13 protein-coding genes are annotated in these 17,109 nt (G+C 68.0%); all 13 read right to left on the bottom strand.

All coding sequences use genetic code 11. The annotated features are described in order from the left end of the window. Positions 1 to 38: 38 nt before the first annotated feature. On the bottom strand, positions 39 to 2,441 hold the full coding sequence (locus tag ACLP9N_RS01745; RefSeq protein ID WP_442405784.1) for a CaiB/BaiF CoA transferase family protein: 2,403 nt from the start codon (positions 2,439 to 2,441) through the stop codon (positions 39 to 41). A gap of 25 nt (positions 2,442 to 2,466) precedes the next feature. After that, a complete protein-coding gene (locus tag ACLP9N_RS01750; RefSeq protein ID WP_442405785.1) occupies positions 2,467 to 4,566 on the bottom strand; it encodes an acyl-CoA dehydrogenase family protein in 2,100 nt (699 codons plus the stop codon). Then, on the bottom strand, positions 4,563 to 6,968 hold the full coding sequence (locus ACLP9N_RS01755; RefSeq protein WP_442405786.1) for an acetyl-CoA acetyltransferase: 2,406 nt from the start codon (positions 6,966 to 6,968) through the stop codon (positions 4,563 to 4,565). The genes ACLP9N_RS01750 and ACLP9N_RS01755 overlap by 4 nt, the downstream gene beginning before the upstream one ends. A 1-nt stretch (position 6,969) precedes the next feature. Then, positions 6,970 to 8,103, bottom strand: coding sequence for an NAD(P)H-dependent flavin oxidoreductase (locus ACLP9N_RS01760; protein ID WP_442405787.1), 1,134 nt, complete (start codon positions 8,101 to 8,103; stop codon positions 6,970 to 6,972). Between the two features lie 154 nt (positions 8,104 to 8,257). After that, positions 8,258 to 8,455 carry a ferredoxin gene (locus tag ACLP9N_RS01765; RefSeq protein ID WP_442405788.1) on the bottom strand — a complete coding sequence of 66 codons (198 nt, stop codon included), beginning with the start codon at positions 8,453 to 8,455 and terminating at the stop codon, positions 8,258 to 8,260. A 32-nt stretch (positions 8,456 to 8,487) separates the two neighbouring features. Beyond that, positions 8,488 to 9,675, bottom strand: a complete 1,188-nt coding sequence (locus tag ACLP9N_RS01770) for a thiolase family protein (protein ID WP_442405789.1) — start codon at positions 9,673 to 9,675, stop codon at positions 8,488 to 8,490. Continuing rightward, positions 9,672 to 10,088: a Zn-ribbon domain-containing OB-fold protein gene (locus ACLP9N_RS01775; RefSeq protein ID WP_442405790.1), complete on the bottom strand. Its 417-nt coding sequence runs from the start codon at positions 10,086 to 10,088 to the stop codon at positions 9,672 to 9,674. The genes ACLP9N_RS01770 and ACLP9N_RS01775 overlap by 4 nt, the downstream gene beginning before the upstream one ends. Positions 10,089 to 10,110: 22 nt before the next feature. Then, positions 10,111 to 11,085, bottom strand: coding sequence for a hypothetical protein (locus ACLP9N_RS01780; protein WP_442405791.1), 975 nt, complete (start codon positions 11,083 to 11,085; stop codon positions 10,111 to 10,113). Next, a complete protein-coding gene (locus ACLP9N_RS01785) occupies positions 11,086 to 12,180 on the bottom strand; it encodes a hypothetical protein (RefSeq protein WP_442405792.1) in 1,095 nt (364 codons plus the stop codon). Continuing rightward, positions 12,180 to 13,277 carry an NAD(P)H-dependent amine dehydrogenase family protein gene (locus ACLP9N_RS01790; RefSeq protein WP_442405793.1) on the bottom strand — a complete coding sequence of 366 codons (1,098 nt, stop codon included), beginning with the start codon at positions 13,275 to 13,277 and terminating at the stop codon, positions 12,180 to 12,182. Before ACLP9N_RS01790 ends, ACLP9N_RS01785 begins: the two co-directional genes overlap by 1 nt. Then, positions 13,256 to 14,437 carry an amidohydrolase family protein gene (locus tag ACLP9N_RS01795; protein WP_442405794.1) on the bottom strand — a complete coding sequence of 394 codons (1,182 nt, stop codon included), beginning with the start codon at positions 14,435 to 14,437 and terminating at the stop codon, positions 13,256 to 13,258. Before ACLP9N_RS01795 ends, ACLP9N_RS01790 begins: the two co-directional genes overlap by 22 nt. Positions 14,438 to 14,885: 448 nt before the next feature. Further along, positions 14,886 to 15,710: a FadR/GntR family transcriptional regulator gene (locus ACLP9N_RS01800; protein WP_442405795.1), complete on the bottom strand. Its 825-nt coding sequence runs from the start codon at positions 15,708 to 15,710 to the stop codon at positions 14,886 to 14,888. 176 nt (positions 15,711 to 15,886) lie between these two features. Continuing rightward, positions 15,887 to 17,109: WS/DGAT domain-containing protein (locus ACLP9N_RS01805; protein WP_442405796.1), on the bottom strand; the 1,223-nt coding region annotated here is incomplete at its 5' end.

A 17,109-nucleotide genomic window follows, 5' to 3' on the forward strand; every position in this document is an offset into this window, starting at 1 on the left:
CATCCGTTGATGTCTGTCCGCGCATTCCAACCACCCGGTTAGCCGCTCGCGGTATGCGGGAGTTCCAGGACGCCGGCGGCGGCGAGTTCATCGATCTCGGTGTCGGACATCCCGAGCAGACTGCGGCAGATATCTCGGGTGTCCGCCGCCATCGCGGGCGCGGGCCGAAGCTCGGGCTCGGGGATGTTCTCGAATAAAGCCGGACCCATGAAGACCTCCAGCGGCTGCTCGTAGCCCGGCTGGGCAAGCTCGCCCAGTCGACGGCGCGCCACCAGGTGCGGCTCGGCGAGCAGGTCCTTGACGTGAACCGCGGCGCCCGCGGCCACTCCCCCGGCCTGCAGGCGCTCCTGCGCTTGGCGCGGTGTCAAGGGCGCGATCCAGTCCCGCAGCAGCGCGTCGAGTTCGTCGCGGCGCGCGACTCGCGCGGCGGCGGTCGCGTACTCGGGCTTGTCTGCGAGGCCGGGCCGGCCGACGACCTCAGCCAGGTTGGCCCAGTCGGCGTCGCCCTGGACCGTCACCGCGCAGTAGGCGTCTTCCCCCGTGCACTTGTAAACGCCTGACGGAGAGTCGAATTCGCTGTCGTTTCCTTTTGCGACCATGGTTCCGGGGTCCAGAGATTCGCGCACGTATTCGGTGGCGAGCTGACAGAACACGGTCTCCATCTGCGCCACACCGATCCATCGCCCCACCCCGGTTCGTTCGCGCTCGATCAGCGCGGCCACCACCCCGGCGGCGCCCACCCGGGCCGCGGCGTGGTCGGGGAACACCGTCTGGTCGTCGCCGAACGCCTCGGGGGAGTCCGGGTGACGCCACAGCGCGGTCAGCCCGACCGTGGCCCGCACCAGGGGGCCGTAACCCATCCGCTTGGACCAAGATCCGGTGCTGCCCAGGGCGCTGCTTTCCACAACGATGATGCGCGGGTTGATGGCCGTGAGCTGGTCATACCCCAGGCCGAGCGACTCGAGCGTTCCGGGTTTGAAGTTCGTCAGCACCACATCCGAACACGCCACCAACCGGACGAACAGCTTCTTGCCGGCGTCGCTGCGCAGGTTGAGGCCCAGGCTGCGTTTGTTGCGATTGCCCAGTGCGAACGAGTATCCGACCTTGTCGGGCGAATCCGTCTGGCGGGCACCGTCTATGAACGCGCGGTTCTCCACCTTGATGACCTCGGCGCCCTGATCGGCGAGTTGGCGACCGGTTTCCGCCCCGACGACGATGACGCCGAGGTCAAGTACCCGTACACCGGCCAACGGACGGGCGTCCACCTCCGCGGCCGGGGTTGAAGCCGCGCGGGGAGTTTCGACCAACACTTCCCGGGTGTGCTCCCCGAGTTCGGGCGCGCGATGCCGGAAGCCGGCCCGCTCGCCGTCGAATTCGAGGTAGCCGTTCGGGATGGCGGCGCGCACGCCGGGCGCGATCTCGTCCTCGACGAACGCGTTGCGCTCGCGGACGTGGTCACTGGTGAGGATTTCGTGGGCGGTGTTCAGCGGTGCGACCGCGATTCCTAAACGGGAACCGTGAGAGACGATTTCGTCGCGCGACTTGTCGGCGAAGAGGTCGACGACTGCCGACTGGATCTTGGGCCAGTTCATGAAGCGGCCCAAGAGGTGCTCCAACGCCGGGTCGGCCAACTCCTCGGGTTCCCCCAGCCAGTTGAACAAGGCCCGCCACTGCTTGGCAGATGCGATGAACATCCGGACGTGTCCATCGGCGCACGGCACGATCGGATACATCATCCGCACGTCGGGCCGTCCCGGCGCCGCTGTGTACAGCGGCTGGCCCATCGTCGCGGTTCCGGCCATCCCGAATCCGGGGTCGAGGTCCTGGGCAACGAGATCGAACAACGAGCAGTCGAGATAGTCGCCGCTGCCGCTGCGCGCGGCTTTGAGATAGGCCAGCAGAGCGGCGTAGGCGATGTCGACAGCGGCGGTCTGGGTCGCCAGTTCGCCCGGCGGCACAAGGGGTTCGCGCCCGGGCGCCCCGGAGCGGGTCAGCATCGACGACAGCGCCGTGAACACCGCCTCGCTGGCGTGAAAGTCGCGATACGGACCAGTCTGCCCGAAGTTGGTGACCGACACCACGACCAGCCGTGGGTTGCGCCCGCGCATGGTTCGTTGACCGACGCCCAGGCCGGTGAGGCACCCGGGCGGGCAGGACTCCAGAAAGACGTCCGCGCTGTCGGTCAATCCGAGCAGTTGCTCACGTCCCTCGGCGCTGGTCATGTCGATGACGACACCGCGCTTGTTGGCATGCGCGGTCGCGAACTGCAAGCCGTGGCCGGCGTATTGAGGCTCTGCCCGGCGGGACGCCGCACCGTCCGGCGGCTCCACCAGCACCACATCGGCGCCGAGGTCGGCCAGGAACCGGCCTGCGAAACCTGCCGCGCCGTCGGTGCAGTCGACGACACGTACGCCGGTGAGCGGAAGTGTGTTGTCGGGCATCGTCGCCGTCCTCTCCGGTAGCCGGCTAACGCGGCAGTCCCAGTCCACGGGCGATCAGCCCGCGTTGCACATCGTTGGTCCCGCCGCCGACCACGTACATGATCGACTGGCGCAGCCCGTATTCGAAAGCTCCGCCACCGGGAATCTCGTCCTCACCCGCGGCGCCGCTCAACGCGGCCGCCGGGCCGAAGATCTCGAGCGTCGCCTCGCCGAAGTCCTCCGCGAGGTCACCCCCCATCACCCCGGCCATCGCGGCGTCGAACATCGCACCGATATCGGTCGAGCTGGCCTGCACGGCCGCCGTGACGAGCGCCCGGGTGGCCTGCACCCGCACCGCGAGGTCGGTGATGATCGCGCGTTTGGCCGAGCCGCGCGGGCCGACGAGGTGCGCCGGGTCGCGGCCGACGAAGTCGAGCAGATCGTCGAGTTGGCGATGCAGCGCGGCGGCGATATTGCCCATCGTGATGCGTTCGCCCGCCAGGGCGTCGACGATCACCGACCACCCGCCGTTGACCTCGCCCACGCGCGCGGAGTCGGGGATCCGGACGTTGTCGTAGAAGACGGTGCACGACACCTCGCCCGACAGCGCGGTGTGCTGCTGGATCGTGATGCCGGGTGTGTGCATGGAGAACAGGAAGACGGTGATGCCCGCGTGCCGCGGCTGGGCGTCCGGGTCGGTCCGCGCGGCCAACCACACCCAGTCGGAGGTGTGCGCCGTCGTGGTCCACAGCTTCTGTCCGTTGATCACCCACTCATCGCCGTCGCGCACCGCACGGGTGCGCAGCGACGCCAGGTCCGACCCGGCTTCCGGCTCGGAGTAGCCCAGGCAGAAGTTCATCTCGCCGGCACGAATGATCGGCAAGAACTTCCGCTTCTGCTTTTCGCTCCCGTGCCGCAGGATCGAAGACCCAAGGAGCATCACGGATCCCAGGGCCTTGGTGGCGCCAACCCGGTTGTAGGTGGTCTCCTCGTTGAGGACGACCTGCTCCGCCAGCGAGGCGTTGCGGCCGCCGTACTCGCGAGGCCAGCCAAATCCCAACCACCCGTTCTCCGCTATCGCGCCGATCACGCCGGAATCCACGTGCACCGGGGTCGGCGCCCTGTCCCGCGCTCCGTGTTCGGCGAGGAACTCGAGGTATTCCGCGCGGAACGCCTCGCCGGTCTCCCCCAGATCGGCCGCCGGCAAACGCGATTCGGTCTCCACGAGCACGTCGCCGACCGACCCGCAGGCCGGCTCGACGGTGCAGAGGAGGGTGACGTCGCTGTGCACGCGCCGGAACAGCCATGGGGCGGGGTGCTCGGTGAAGTAGCCGATGGCGGCGAGCGTGTGGTGGGCACCTAGTTGCACCCTCGGGGCGACGGCCGCGATGTATGCGGCGGCGATCTCGGCGGCCAACAGCGCGCCGTCCCTATCGTGCTCGAGAGCCGACACAGCGTCCGCCAGGAGCAGGTTGGCCGACCGAACCTCGATCTGGCACTGCGCGGTGCGCTGTTGCACTGCACCGAAGCTGCCGATCACCTTGCCGAACTGCTTGCGCGTCTTGGCATGTTCGATCGCCACCTCGTGGGCGTACTCCGCGGCGGCCAACGCGCGCACCGCCTTGCCCAGCCGGGTCAACAGCAATGCCCGGTCGGCCTGGGTGCGGTCTATTTCGCGCTCCGCCAACGTCGCGCCGAGAGTGACCCGACTCCACGCCGGGACCGCGAGGCCTGGCAGCTTTGTCTGCTCGGTGATTGTGTGCAGCCGGACGGTGCCGCCCCCCGCGGGTACAACCAGCGCGTGCGTGGCCGCACCGCCCGCGTCGACGGGAGCGGTCGGGTCCCCCGTGAGGACCAGGCGCACTTCACCGCTCGCGATGCCGGGCTCGTCGAACAACTCTGCTGCGGCGCAGCCGTCCATGACCGGGAGCGGGCAGGCCGCCCGGCCCAGGCGCCGCGTCGCGGCGATCGCGAGGCCGAGCGCCCCGGCCTCGCCCAGTTCGAACCAGCCCTGTTCGGCGGCAGCCTCCCACAGCTCGCCCACGTCGCCGTTCTCGGCCGCGGTGGCGTCACCCCAGAATTTTTCGATAACGCCCGCCACCGAATCCTCGAAGGCCGCCAAATCGGCGGCCGCAGCGCTGCTCACATGTTTTTCCATTCCGGTTGGCGTTTGAGTGCGAAGGCCGTCATGCCCTCGACCGCGTCGGCGCTCGCCATCAACTCGTCGAGGATGAGGAGGGGGGCCGTCACCGCGTCGACGGTGTCGGCGATGCCTTGCGTTTGCTCCATCAGCTTCAGCGACAACCGCACCGATGTCGGTGAGGCCTGGAGGATTTCGGCCGCCAATTCGCGCGCGACGGCCAGCGCCTGGCCCTCGGGGGCCACCCGGTTGACGACGCCCAGCTGACGGGCTTCCTCCGCTCCGATGCGGCGGCCCGTCAGGATAAGTTCGTTGGCGACCTTCGGCGGGATGGATCGCGGTAACCGGATCACCCCGCCGGCCCCGGCGACCAGGCCGACTTTGACCTCACTCAACGCGAACTTCGCGGACGCGTCGGCCACCACCAGGTGGCAGGCCAGCGCGATCTCGAAGCCACCGCCCATCGCGAACCCGTTGACCGCGGCGATGACCGGCTTGTGCATGTGCCGCCGACCGGTCAGGCCGCCAAAACCGCTGAACGGCACGTACATCGGCTTACCGCTGGCGCTGTAGATCAGGTCGTTGCCGGCACAGAACGCCTTGGTGCCCTCGCCGGTGATGATCGCCACCCACAGGTCCCGGTCGGCGAAGAATGCGTCGAACACCTCGTCGAGTTCCTCGTGGGCCGGCGCATGCAGGCAGTTGCGAACGTCGGGCCGGTTGATGGTGACCTCGAGCAGGTGCCCGTCGCGGTGGACCTTGATGAACTCGTAGTCGTCGCGCAGATGCGCTGTGCGGGCGGGGAACAGCGTCGCGGCGGTTCGATCGGTGAGGGTGACGCGGTTGCCGTACCCGAAGGGGGTCACGTGCACGCGTTCGCCGATGGGCTCCTCGGCGGTTTCCAGCAGCTCCATCAACTCGTCGTCCCCCTCAGCGACCTGGGCCAGGAAGCGCCCCCCATTGGCGTCGAGCCGGCCGATGACGATGCCGGTCTTGCGCCCGTCGCTGCCGTGCACCACGGTGTAGGTCTCGATGACGGCCCGTCCGGCGGGATGCTCGACGTGGGGCGGGCTTTCACGCGCGTCGATCTCGCCCTGCATCTTGGCGCTGTCGTCAGACTTCAGGTCGGTCGGCTTCGTGCCGTAGATCCCGACCGACGTCTTCGAGACGACACCGCCGTTGGCTGATACCAGCGCATAACAACCCGGCTTGGCGCGGACCCGTCCCACCGCTTCGGCGATCGCGTGCATCGAGTAGTTGTTGCCGGCACCGCCGAAGAACGGCAACCCACCGGTGAGGGTCAGGCCGCGCGGGTCGTCGGGTGAAAGCCCGAGACTCTCAGTGATGTTCGAGACCGCGACGGGGAAGCAGGAGTAGAAGTCGAAGAAGTCGACGTCGTCGAGGCTCAGGCCGGCGACCTCGAGGGCGTGTCTGACCGCGGCCACGGCGGCCGGCCCCTCCCCTAGGTTTTGCCGCTCGAGGAGGCTTCGATCGCGCAGGTCGGCCTGGCCGTGCAGGAACACCCACTTGCTCTCGTCGATCCCGAGTCGGCGGGCCGATTCCACCGACATCAGCAGCACCGCGGCACCCTGGTTCACCTGGTCGCGGGCGACGACGAAGCGCGGGTACGGGTCGGCGATCATCCGGTTACGCTCGGTGACGGTGACGAGTTCCTCGGCGCTGCGCTCCTCGGGGGCCGCCGAAAATTGGTTAGCCGCAGCAACTTTTGTGAAAGGGGCGAACAGCGCACCAATGGCGGCCGAGTACTTGTCCCGGCTCTCGCCCCGCGCCGCCCGACGGGCGTTCTCCAGCAACGCGTACTGGGAGGGTGCGGTGGTCAGCCCGTGAGCCGCTTGCTCCATGCTGAACATGCCGACCAAGCCGAATCCCCGATCCTCGAAGCTGCCGGCAGGATCGACGGGATCGTCGGAGAAGTCGGGCTTGTTGTCCGACTTCGCAAGATGCCGGACCGTGGACATCGCCTCCGCTCCGGCCAGAAGCACGACGTCGGCGTTTCCGCGGCGGATCTCGCGACTGAACTCGGTGACCAGGTGCTGCGGGGACTGCCCACCCGCGACCTCGAGGACCGCCCGCTTGGGGGTCGCGCCCAGCCGGTTGGCCACCGACACCGGGTACTTCGTCGACTTGCCCAGCGGCGCTGGAGCGCCGGGCGTGGAATTCTCGAATTGACGGGTACACGCGATCGTGTCGATGGCCGCGACGACCGACTGGGACTTCGCGCCGGAGTCCGCGACCGCCGCCGCCGCGGCGGCCACCGCCAGGTCGATCGGCGACAGGCCCCGGTATCCGGCCTCGTCGACGCGCTCCGCGGCCTGCCCCACGCCGACCACGATCGGAGTGCGCGGATCGATGGACGTGGTGTTGGTGGTGCTTGAAGTGTCCGGCATGTCAGTCTCCCAGCGAGTTTGCGACGCGCTCTGCCGCGTCCAGGTAGTCCTCGATCATTTCCCGCACCACCTCGCGGGCCGGCTTGACCTTGTTCATCAAGCCCACGCCCTGACCTACCCAGTAGGTCGCCAGTTCCTGCGCTCCCTTGTTGCCCTTCTCGGCGAGGACGTCGAGCCTGCGCAGCACGTTCTCGGAGATGATCGATTGCAACGGCAGGGGGAGCGCGCCGGGCCCGTTCGCCTCGGCCGCCCATGCATCCGTCCATGCCGACTTCAGTTGCCGCGACGGCTTTCCGGTGCGGCCCTTCGACCGGACGGTGTCGCGGGACGACGCCGCGAGCATCTTCTGCACGGTGTAGGGCGCCGTTTCGGCCTCCTCGGTGGTCAGCCACACCGAACCGGTCCAGGCCCCCGCCGCGCCCAACGCGATTGAGGCGGCGACTTGGCGCCCCGTGACGATGCCCCCGGCCGCCAGCACGGGCACCTCCCGGATCGGCCGAATGGCCTCGATCACCTCTGGGACGAGAACCATGGTGGTGACCTCGCCGCAATGCCCTCCGGCTTCGGTGCCCTGGACCACCAGGACGTCCACGCCGGCATGCACTTGCTTGATGGCGTGCTCCCGCGCGCCGACCAGTGCGGCGACCGGCACGCCCTCGGCCTTGGCCCGGCCGATCATGAACTGTGGCGGAACGCCGAGTGCGTTGGCGATCAGCTTGATGGGATGGCGTAACGACACATCCAGCAGTTGTTCTCCGAGCGTCTCGGACACCCCTTGAAATATCGTGAAGGCCTCGGGTCCGATCTCGTCGAGGCTCACCCCGTGCTCGGCCAGCAGCATGGTGACGTAGTCGCGGTGTTCGGCGGGAACCATGGCGGTGACTTGTTCGGGCGTCAGATCCAGTCCCTTGCCCTCGAACTTCTCCGGGCAGACGATGTCGACGCCGTAGGGCTTGCCGCCGACGTGATCGTCGATCCAGGCCAGTTCCTGCTCGAGTTCCGCCGGACTGTGCGACGAGGCGCCGAGCACGCCGAACCCGCCGGCGTTGGTCACCGCAACGACGACGTCGCGGCAGTGGCTGAACGCCAAGAGCGGGAATTCGATTCCGAGCATGTCGCAGATCGGAGTCTTCATCTGAGGCTCAATTCGCTGAATAGTCTATTACCGACGCTCTTCGTCCGATATGGTGGATAGCTTAGTTTAGCTATTTGTTGATGACAAGGCCGGATCGGGATGAAACTCCCGAACGCAGCCGCGGCCAGGTTGTCGCGTGCGGATGCTCGCACGGTCAGTCGTCGCTGACCGACAGCGCGCCGACGGGGCAGGACTCGACGCCCATGCGGACCCGCTCCTCCTGCCCGGGCGGCACAGGCTTGTCGTTGCCGATGGAGCTGTATCCGGAGTCATCGAGGGTGAAGAACTCGGGTACCGCCGCTTCGCACATCCCGTGCGCCTCGCAGCGCGATTTGTCGACACTGACTTTCATCGCATGCCATCCTTTTCTTGATCGCGATCCGCTTACCGATGCCGGGTCAGCAGCAGTGCACCGCCCAGATATCCGCCGCCCGCCGCCACGACCGCGACCTCGGGGCCTCCGCGGACCTGGCGCTCCCCTGCCGCACCGCGCAATTGGACGCAGGCCTCGTGCAGGTGGCCGAACCCGTGCAGCCGTCCAGCGGACAGCTGACCGCCCCCGGTGTTGAGCGGCAGTTCGCCCGTGCGGGCAATTCTGTTGCCGCCGGCCACGAACGGGCCCGCCTCGCCCTTGCCGCACAATCCGAGTGCCTCCAGCCAGATGAGCGTCAGGATCGAAAAACCGTCGTACAACTGGGCGATGTCGACATCCGCTGCGGTCAACGTCGTTTTGCACCACAGGGATTCGGCGGCGTCGTGCGCGGCCATCGACGTCAGATCCGAGTACTGGTCCCAGTAGGGGCGGCCGTGCAGGGCGGCACCCATGGCCTCTATGCACACGGGTTGCGCACGCAGATCGGCCGCGGCTTCGGCAGCGGAGACGATCACAGCGGTGCCGCCGTCGACCGGGATGTCGCAGTCGAACAGACACAGCGGCTCGGAGATCATGCGCGCGTTCAGGTAGTCGTCGACGCTCATCGGATCCCTAAGCACCGCTTTGGGGTTCAGTGCCGCGTTCGCTCGAAGGGTGGTGGCCAGACCGGCCACCTGCTGACGCGTGGTGCCGAACTCGTGGAAGTGCCGGGTGGCCAGCAGTCCCGCCCAATTGGCGGCCGAGACGGCGCCGAACGGCACCATCCACTGGTGCGGCCCTTCGACTCGGCCCCCGCCGGACCCGATCACCGATGCGCGCCGGCCCGCCGTCTGGGCGGTGCTTTCCCAGACCGTCCGGAAACACAGCACGTGGGTGGCCAGCCCCGCCCGAATCGCGGCAACGGCGTTGATGATTGCGCCGAGCTGTCCGGCGGTTTCGCTGCCTCCCGAGAACCACTCGAGGTTGAGGCCGAGCGCGTCTTTGACCTCCCACACCCCCGCCCCGGTGAAACCCGGCGCGGGTCCCGATCCGCCCGGCCACGTGGACAGCCCGTCGATGTCGCAGCGGTCGAGGCCCGAGTCGGCAAGCGCTTCGAGTACCGCCGCCGCGGTCAGCGACAACCCGGAGCGACCCAGCCGCCGGCCGACGTCCGATTGTCCTATCCCACTGATCACGGTGCCAGTGCCGCCGTCGCTCATTGACCGGCCTGCTCGATCCCGAACACCGGCAGCCAGACGTCGCCGGCCCGCTCGAACCGGACACCGACCCGCATCCCGATAAAGACCTCCTCGGGCTCGATGCCCACCAGGCGCGAGGTCAGGCGCAAGTCGGGATCGTCGTCAAGCTCGATGACCGCGATGACGTACGGCGGAGGCAGCGTCGGCAGCCAGGGCTGGCGATTGACGGTGTAGGTCAGGACTTTACCCCGACCGCAAGACGGATCCGTCATGATGTCGGTACTGAGACAAAACCTGCACACCGGAACCGGCGGATGCAACCAGCGGCGACACGAACGGCACCGGCAGATGAGTAAGTGCCCATTCTCGCCGCCGGTCCAGAAGGCGGTGTTGCCCGGATCCAGCGCGGGCAACGGCGCCTTGGGGTCGGCCATCACGAATCTCCTCGTATCGCCGTCAGCCGCGACCGTCGTTGAATGCGTCGATCCATCCGAACGAGGCGACGACGGAACGCTTCTCGCCGCTCCGCGTACACCAGCCGTCGGCGGGGCGGTAGTGCGGATCGGCCGCGTAGCCGGGCATCACGCCGTCGGAGTGGGCCTGCCAGACCCAGTTTTCGCCGTCGATCACGTAGCCGACCCGGGCCGGGAACTCGTCGGCGCCGAAGCTGGGCTCACCCGTCACGTCGCGTGTCAGCTTGAACGGTCCATCCTGGTTGGCCATGATGGCGAATCCCCAGTCGTCGCCGCCATGGCACAGCTGGCCGACTTCGATTGTCCCGTCGTCATATTCGACGCCCATGGTGAACCATGCCACTTCCAGCCGCTGGAAGTACGGGGTCTGCCGCCACACCGTGCCGGGGAGCAGATGTTGCTGATCGACGGCGAAGAAGCCCTCCACATGCTGTCCCAGCAGGGTGCCGCGGGCGCGCAGGATGTGCGACACGTAGAGGTCCCCGCCCTCGCGACAGGGGTCATACCACTGCAAGCCGCAGTCGCCGACGATCCGGCCCTCCACACGCAGGAGATCGCCCTCGTCCCACACGGTGATGTCGCGCGTCATCTCCAGGCTGAACGGCTCGCCCAGGCTTCCTTTGACCGAGGACGGCCGGATCCGAAACCCGCTGTCGTCGGCCTGATACCTGAGGGTGCCGCCGCGCATCGAATCGGTCGCCCGCGGGTGCGAAGCCAGGTTCCGGCCGTCCGAGGCGTTGAGGACCAGACCGGCGCTAAGCTCACCGCTGATCTTGCGCAGCAGCGTGTATCGGCGTCCCGCCTCATCCGCGAAGCCCCCGTAGAGGTAGGTGCCGTCCTGGACGAGGTGGTGGTAGCGAAAAGTCGGCAGCATATCCGCGAAGTCGATCTCGACGGCGGACAGGACCGCCTGATGGTTGAAGTCGCCGCGGCGTTGCGTGGCAAGGGAGATGGCCATTCAGCCTCCCGCCTGACGGGCGTGCAGGTGCGGGGAGACCGTCCAGTTGTCGTCCTGGTGGCGGCCGCCGATGTTGCGGCACCCGGTGACCGCCAGCTCGAAGGGAGTGCGGATTCCGGGTTCGGCGTCGATCAGGGCCGGCAGGATGTTGATGTTGTACATCGCCGTGCCGAACAGCGCGGGACGGTCCTGTTTGCCTGCGGGGTCGCGCAGGCTCAAGTGCAGGTCATAGTCTGGGACGCCGCGGATTTCGACGCCGTAGCCCTGTTGCATGCGCCAGTGCTCGGCGATGTCGCGGCGCAGCCGGTTGACGTGTTCCACCCTGAAACGCTCCACCCCGTCGACGGTGCCGGTAACCCCGAACCGGATCGCGGCGATGGCCCCGGCCTCGACGTGTCTGGCAGGAACGTCGAATGCTTCGGTGCACCGGAAGGTTTCGCGGAATTCCTCGACGTGCACCTGTGGAAAACCGAAGATGTCGGCCAGGCTGCGCAACGACGACCCCCACGTCCGGTCGAGCACGCCGGCGCGGTGGAAGCGGCTGGCAGAGGTGTCCATGACGCCCAGGCCCAGATCGTCGAGGCGCCACAGCGGGAGGGGGTCGTAATCGCGCACTTCGTAGACGGTCAGGTGGTCGATCCGTTCGCTGACCGCCGAGAGCACGAACGGCAGCAACTGGGTGGAGAAGCCGGGGTCGATGCCGCCGTACATGATCGACGCGCCGCCGGCTAACGCCGCCTGCTCGATGGGCTCACGGATCTCGGGCGGGCACGACGGGGGGTGCAGCAGTTCGGGGATGCCCAGGTATGCGACGTCGATGCCGGCCCGCAGGTAGGGCAGCACCGGTTCGTAGCTGCGGCTCTTGCCGCAGTAGACCAGCGCGTCGGGCCGCTGCGCCAGCACCTCGTCGAGCGACGTCGTCAGCGTGGTCCCGCACGGCTGCCAGCCGATCAACTCCGCCGCATCCGTTCCCGCTTTCTCCGGGGAGAACGTCTGCACCGCACACAGCGTCATGTCGGGCCGGCTGAGGATGCCGCGGATGGCGTAATGACCGACGTCGCCCACTCCGCACAGGGCAACCCTGAGATCGCGCATCACGCCTCCGTTTTCGCATGCCGGATTGTGTCTCGCCCCGTGATCAGCGGCAGGTCGAGCGGGCTGTACATGCCCGGCCGCGCCGCGCAGACGACGGGAATCGCATTGATCGCCCGCATCACGGTCGCCAGCACACCCTGCTGGGTGGCGTCGAGGTCTCGGCCGCCGAGGGCGACGTCCACGTCGATGTCGGGCCTTCCGGATATCCGGACGCGCGTGGTTCGCCGGTGCGGATCGACCGGCTGCGGCCAGTCCGGCGCGACCTCGTCGAGCAAGCGGTACACGTGTTCGATGACGAACATCGGCCGGCCGTCGACCTCCCCGATCACCTCGAAGTGCAGCGCCGCGGCCTGGTTGGGCCCGTAGGTGCCCGCCGGGACGGTGAACTCGGCCCCTGCAGCGGCGATTTCGCGCTTTTCGTAAACGCGGTCGAGGGTGACGCCGAGACCGTCGGCGAGCATCGTCATAGGTCCCATCCAGTTGTGCGCGATCGACCCGGGCACGTAGTGCCGGGCGTCGCTCGACACGTCGTTGCCGAGCCCGGAACGCCAGCGGGCGCCACGGTAGCTGCCGACGTTCATCGCCTCTTGCACATGGATGTTCGTGATCTCCCGAGACAGGCTGGTCAGGTGCAGCACCAGAGCATCGGCCATGAAGCCCGGTTCGACACCGGTGCACAAGAATGACGACCCGCCGGCCAGGCAGGCAGCCTCGATGCGGCGGCGTACGTCCGGTCCGTCCCCGGCGGGATGCACCAACAACGGATGAGTGGTGGTGACGACGTCGATTCCCGCCGCGAGGATCGTGCAGAAGTCATCGATGACGTCGTCGTGGCGACCGCGGTCGGTGGCCATGTAGCTGACGCAGTCCGGGGCGCCCGCGAGCACCGACTCGCTGTCGTTCGTGACGGGGACTCCCGCCAGGCGCCCGGCGTCCGCAGCGGCCGAATCGGGGTTGTGCGCGCACACCCCGACGAGCTCGAGGCCGGGCGCATCCAAGATTACCGACAGCGCGACGGAACCGGTGTTGCCGGTACCCCACTGAACAACACGGATCGATGCGGGACGGTCTCCGGTTACGACGCCCAGGGCCGCCATCCCAGAAGTTCGCAGGCGTTCAGTTCGGCGATGCGGTGCGCTTCGTCGTCGGGAACATCTGCCAGCATCTCGGCCATGCCTTTGCGGGAGTGCGGCCAATGGGAATCCGAATGCGGATAGTCGCATTCCCACGTCAGCCGGTCGACGCCGATGCGGTGCCGGAAATCGATGCCGGCCTGATCGACGATGAAGCAGCCCCACACGTTCTTGCGGAACAGCGTCGAGGGACGCGTCTCGGTGTCCACGTGCGAATACCAGCGGTGCCTCTCCCACACCTGATCGATGCGCTCGAGCATGTAGGGCAGCCAGCCCGTACCGCCCTCGGCCAGCGCCACCTTCAACTCCGGGAAGGCATGAAAGGTCCGCGAGAACAACAGATCCGCCAGGGTGCCCATCGAATTGAGACCCATCTGGGCCACGACCACAGGCGTCGGGGCGTCCGGGCTGACGTACGGTGTGCGCGTCGAGGTCCCGAAATGCAGCATCAGCGGCATCGCCTGTTCCTGCGCGATGGCGAACAGGGGGTCCCACTGCTCGCTGTGGAACGACGGCAAGCCCAGTGGCGACGGGTTTTCGGGGAAACAGATCGCCCGCGCACCCATCCCGATGGTCCGATGCAACTCGGCGACGCAAAGGTCCACGTCCCACAGCGGCAGAATGCAGATCGGCACGTAGCGGTCCGGTGCCGCGCCACACCACTCCTGCAGCATCCAGTCGTTCCAGGCCCGCACGCAATCCAAGGCCATCTCGCGATCGGAGCCGTCCAGGAAGCGGGTGCCGGCGAATCGGGCGAAGCTCGGGAAACACAGATGCGCCCAGACCCCGTCCTCGTCCATATCCTTCAGCCGCGCCACCGGGTCATAACAGCCCGGGCGCATGTCGTCGTAGCGGGCCGGCTCGACATCCCAGGTTCGCGGGTCCTTGCCCGCCACGGCGTTCAACCCGATCGACGGATAGTTCTTGCCCGCATACACCCACGACTGCACCCGGCCGTGCGCGGTCGCGCCCAGCTGCAACTGCGCGGTGTCGACCTCGACTTCCTCCACGTGCGGGATCTCGGCCCGGTCATACTTGGCCGGCATGCGCGACGTCCACACGTCCGCCGGCTCGATCGCATGGTCGTCGACCGATACTAACTTCATCCAATCCTGAAGTGGCATAACGTAACTCCCTTCACCACATCGGGCCTAATGGCGTTTCGCCAAGGGAAATGAACGGACACGCTGCCGTGGCCAAGCCGTGCCGATGCGATCCGATAACCGCCCGAGAGCTACCGTCGCGCGCTCCCCGGCAGGCGCGCAAAGGAAAGCAGGAGCGCGGATCGGTTGAGGCGAGGAGGTTTGTCACGCGCATCAGCGATTCGCCCGTCTTCTGCTTGCATCCTTCCTCGCGAATGTAGGCTCCGCCACCGCGCCATGTCAACGGTCAGAAGTAAGATTCTTTAGATTCTTCGGCCCCTCGTCGGTTGCGCCGCGCGGGGCAATCACGAGCCACCGGAGCGCCCCTGCCCCAATACAACCGGGTCGCGGTTTTCAGCACGGGCAGCGAGAAACGCAGGAGCATCCCCCGCGCAGCGGCCCGCTCACAGGAGGACGCAGGGACATGGCGCTAGTACAACAAGTCGATGACGCGATCCTGCTGTTGCGTCTTTGCGACGTAGCGGCGCGCGCTCTTCATGTGTTCGCGCCAGGCGCGTTCGGCGGCTTCACCGTCACCGGCGTGGATGAGCTCGGCTATCTTCTCGTAACCGCGAAGGGCCCGGCGATTCGCGCGGCGCACGTCGTCGCTGTCGGGCCCGATCTCGGCCAACGACTTGGCGAGCTCGCGTTCGACGATCTCGGAGAGCATGCCGATGACCGCGGTGAGAGTGTGGTTGCCGGAAAGCTCGACTAGCTTGACGTGGTATCGCACGCCGGCCTTGCTGAACTCCCGGGAGTCGTCGATGGTGGCCCTGACCCGCTCCAGCTCGGCGTCGAGTTCCTTCAGCGCCTCCTTGGTGGCCGATTCGGCCAGCCGCCCGACTGCGGGCGGTTCGATCGTCAACCGGGCATCCCAGACGTCGCCGATGGTGGTGCCCGACAGCATCAAAATCATCCCGAACAGGTCCGCGACGGCATCCGGGCCCGGCAGCGTCACTCGTGCACCACCGGGCGGGCCCCGGCGGATGGTGACCAGGGAGTCGCCTTCCAGCAGCCGAAACGCCTCCCGCAGCGTTGGGCGGGACACCCCGAACCGCTCGATGAGTTCCGCTTCTGTCGGCAACCAGTCGCCGTCGACGAGTTCACCACGCGCGATCATCCGCCGGATCTGGGCCGCAACCTGATCCGACATCTTCATCGGGCGAACGCGCGTGTGGTTACCGGCCAGGACGAACGATTCTTTTCCCGCCACGCGCACCCCTTCCGGCGCGGCTTGGCCGAACGCCGAATCCATACGATACAGGATCCAGCTGATCTAGTTGAACTAGCTTTACACGCCGACGGGTGCAAGTGCGCCCGCCCGTTTTCCGCAACGCCGGCGAAGCACCATCCCTTCGATGAAGGCCTGTCGCGGCGGGTGCCGGGCGAATTCGGTCCCGCGGCTCGCACCAGATTCGACAGCGCATGGCTTCACAGCGCGTCGTCGAGTAGCCGCACGTACGCGTCGATGTCGGGAACGGCCGACTGCGCCGCGTGCACGCTGACCGCAACGGTGTCACCGATGCCATGCACCCCGTGGGTCAGACCCATCGCCGGAGACAGGGCCGGATACCCGGCGGTCAACACCACCCGCGCGCCGCCGAAGCTCAGGTCGGCCGCACCCCGGAAGACGCTGGACACTACGGTGTTGCCGGCCACCTGAGACGGCCGCACGTCGGGGTCGAACTGGGATACGCCCCAGCGCAGCAACGGTGCGGGCACCGCGGCGAACGCCCGATCGGCCGCACCCGTGGCCGGATGCGCGAAGCGGCGCCGCCCATTGGCCAGGTCCGCCGCGATCCGCTCGGCGCGAAGGTCTCCATCGAGCTTCGGGTACAGACCGACACCCACGTTTCCAAAGTGGTTATGCGCTTGTCGCGCACCGGGCTTGGCGACCGGAACCTCGGCACTCAGCGAATCGGCGACCTCGCCGAGCAGACGGGACAGCGCCGTCGACACCGCCGTCAGCACGCCGACGGTGACGGTGGGGCCGGGCAACTGCGAGCGGTGCCGGACCAGCGTGCGGACCGAGCGGGCGCCGGCCGGGCGGGCATTGGTGCGCTGCGGGGGCCGGGACCCGGCGCCCGGGGACAGCAGCCCCGCGCGGGTGTCGCGGCGCAGCCGGCGGTGGCCGCGGGCCGCCTCCACCGCGCGCCACGGCAGGAAGCCGGGCCGCGGCCCCGCCACCCGCGCTACCGGGGCGGGCCGGCCGAAGAGCCAGGCCGCCATGGCGGACGCTCGCGTGCCGTCGGCGAGCGCGTGCGGGACCTGCAGGACGGCAACGGTGCCGGGCCCGTCGACGCCGGGGATCCCCAGCACCGGGCTGAACAGGTGCAGCCGCCACGGAGTGCGGCGGACGTCCAGCTGGTCGTCGGCCAGACCGACGACGGCTCCCAGGCACGCGCCCCAACTGGGGTCGTCGAGATCGTGGCGCACCACCCGCTCCGGGCCGACGGCCGCGGGCACCCACACCGGATAGGTGAGGCGGCATCCACCGCGGAGCCGCATCGCCAGATCCGGGCACGCTCGCGCCCGCCGGCAGACTTCTTCGATAGCATGCCCGCAATGTGCGGGTTCGCCCTCGAAGGCGTAAAGCAGGAATTGGTCGTTGGGGAGTTTGGCCGACATCCAGTAGAACTGCGCGTCGACGGCCG

This window comes from Mycobacterium sp., from assembly GCF_052144515.1.
Lineage (GTDB): Bacteria > Actinomycetota > Actinomycetes > Mycobacteriales > Mycobacteriaceae > Mycobacterium.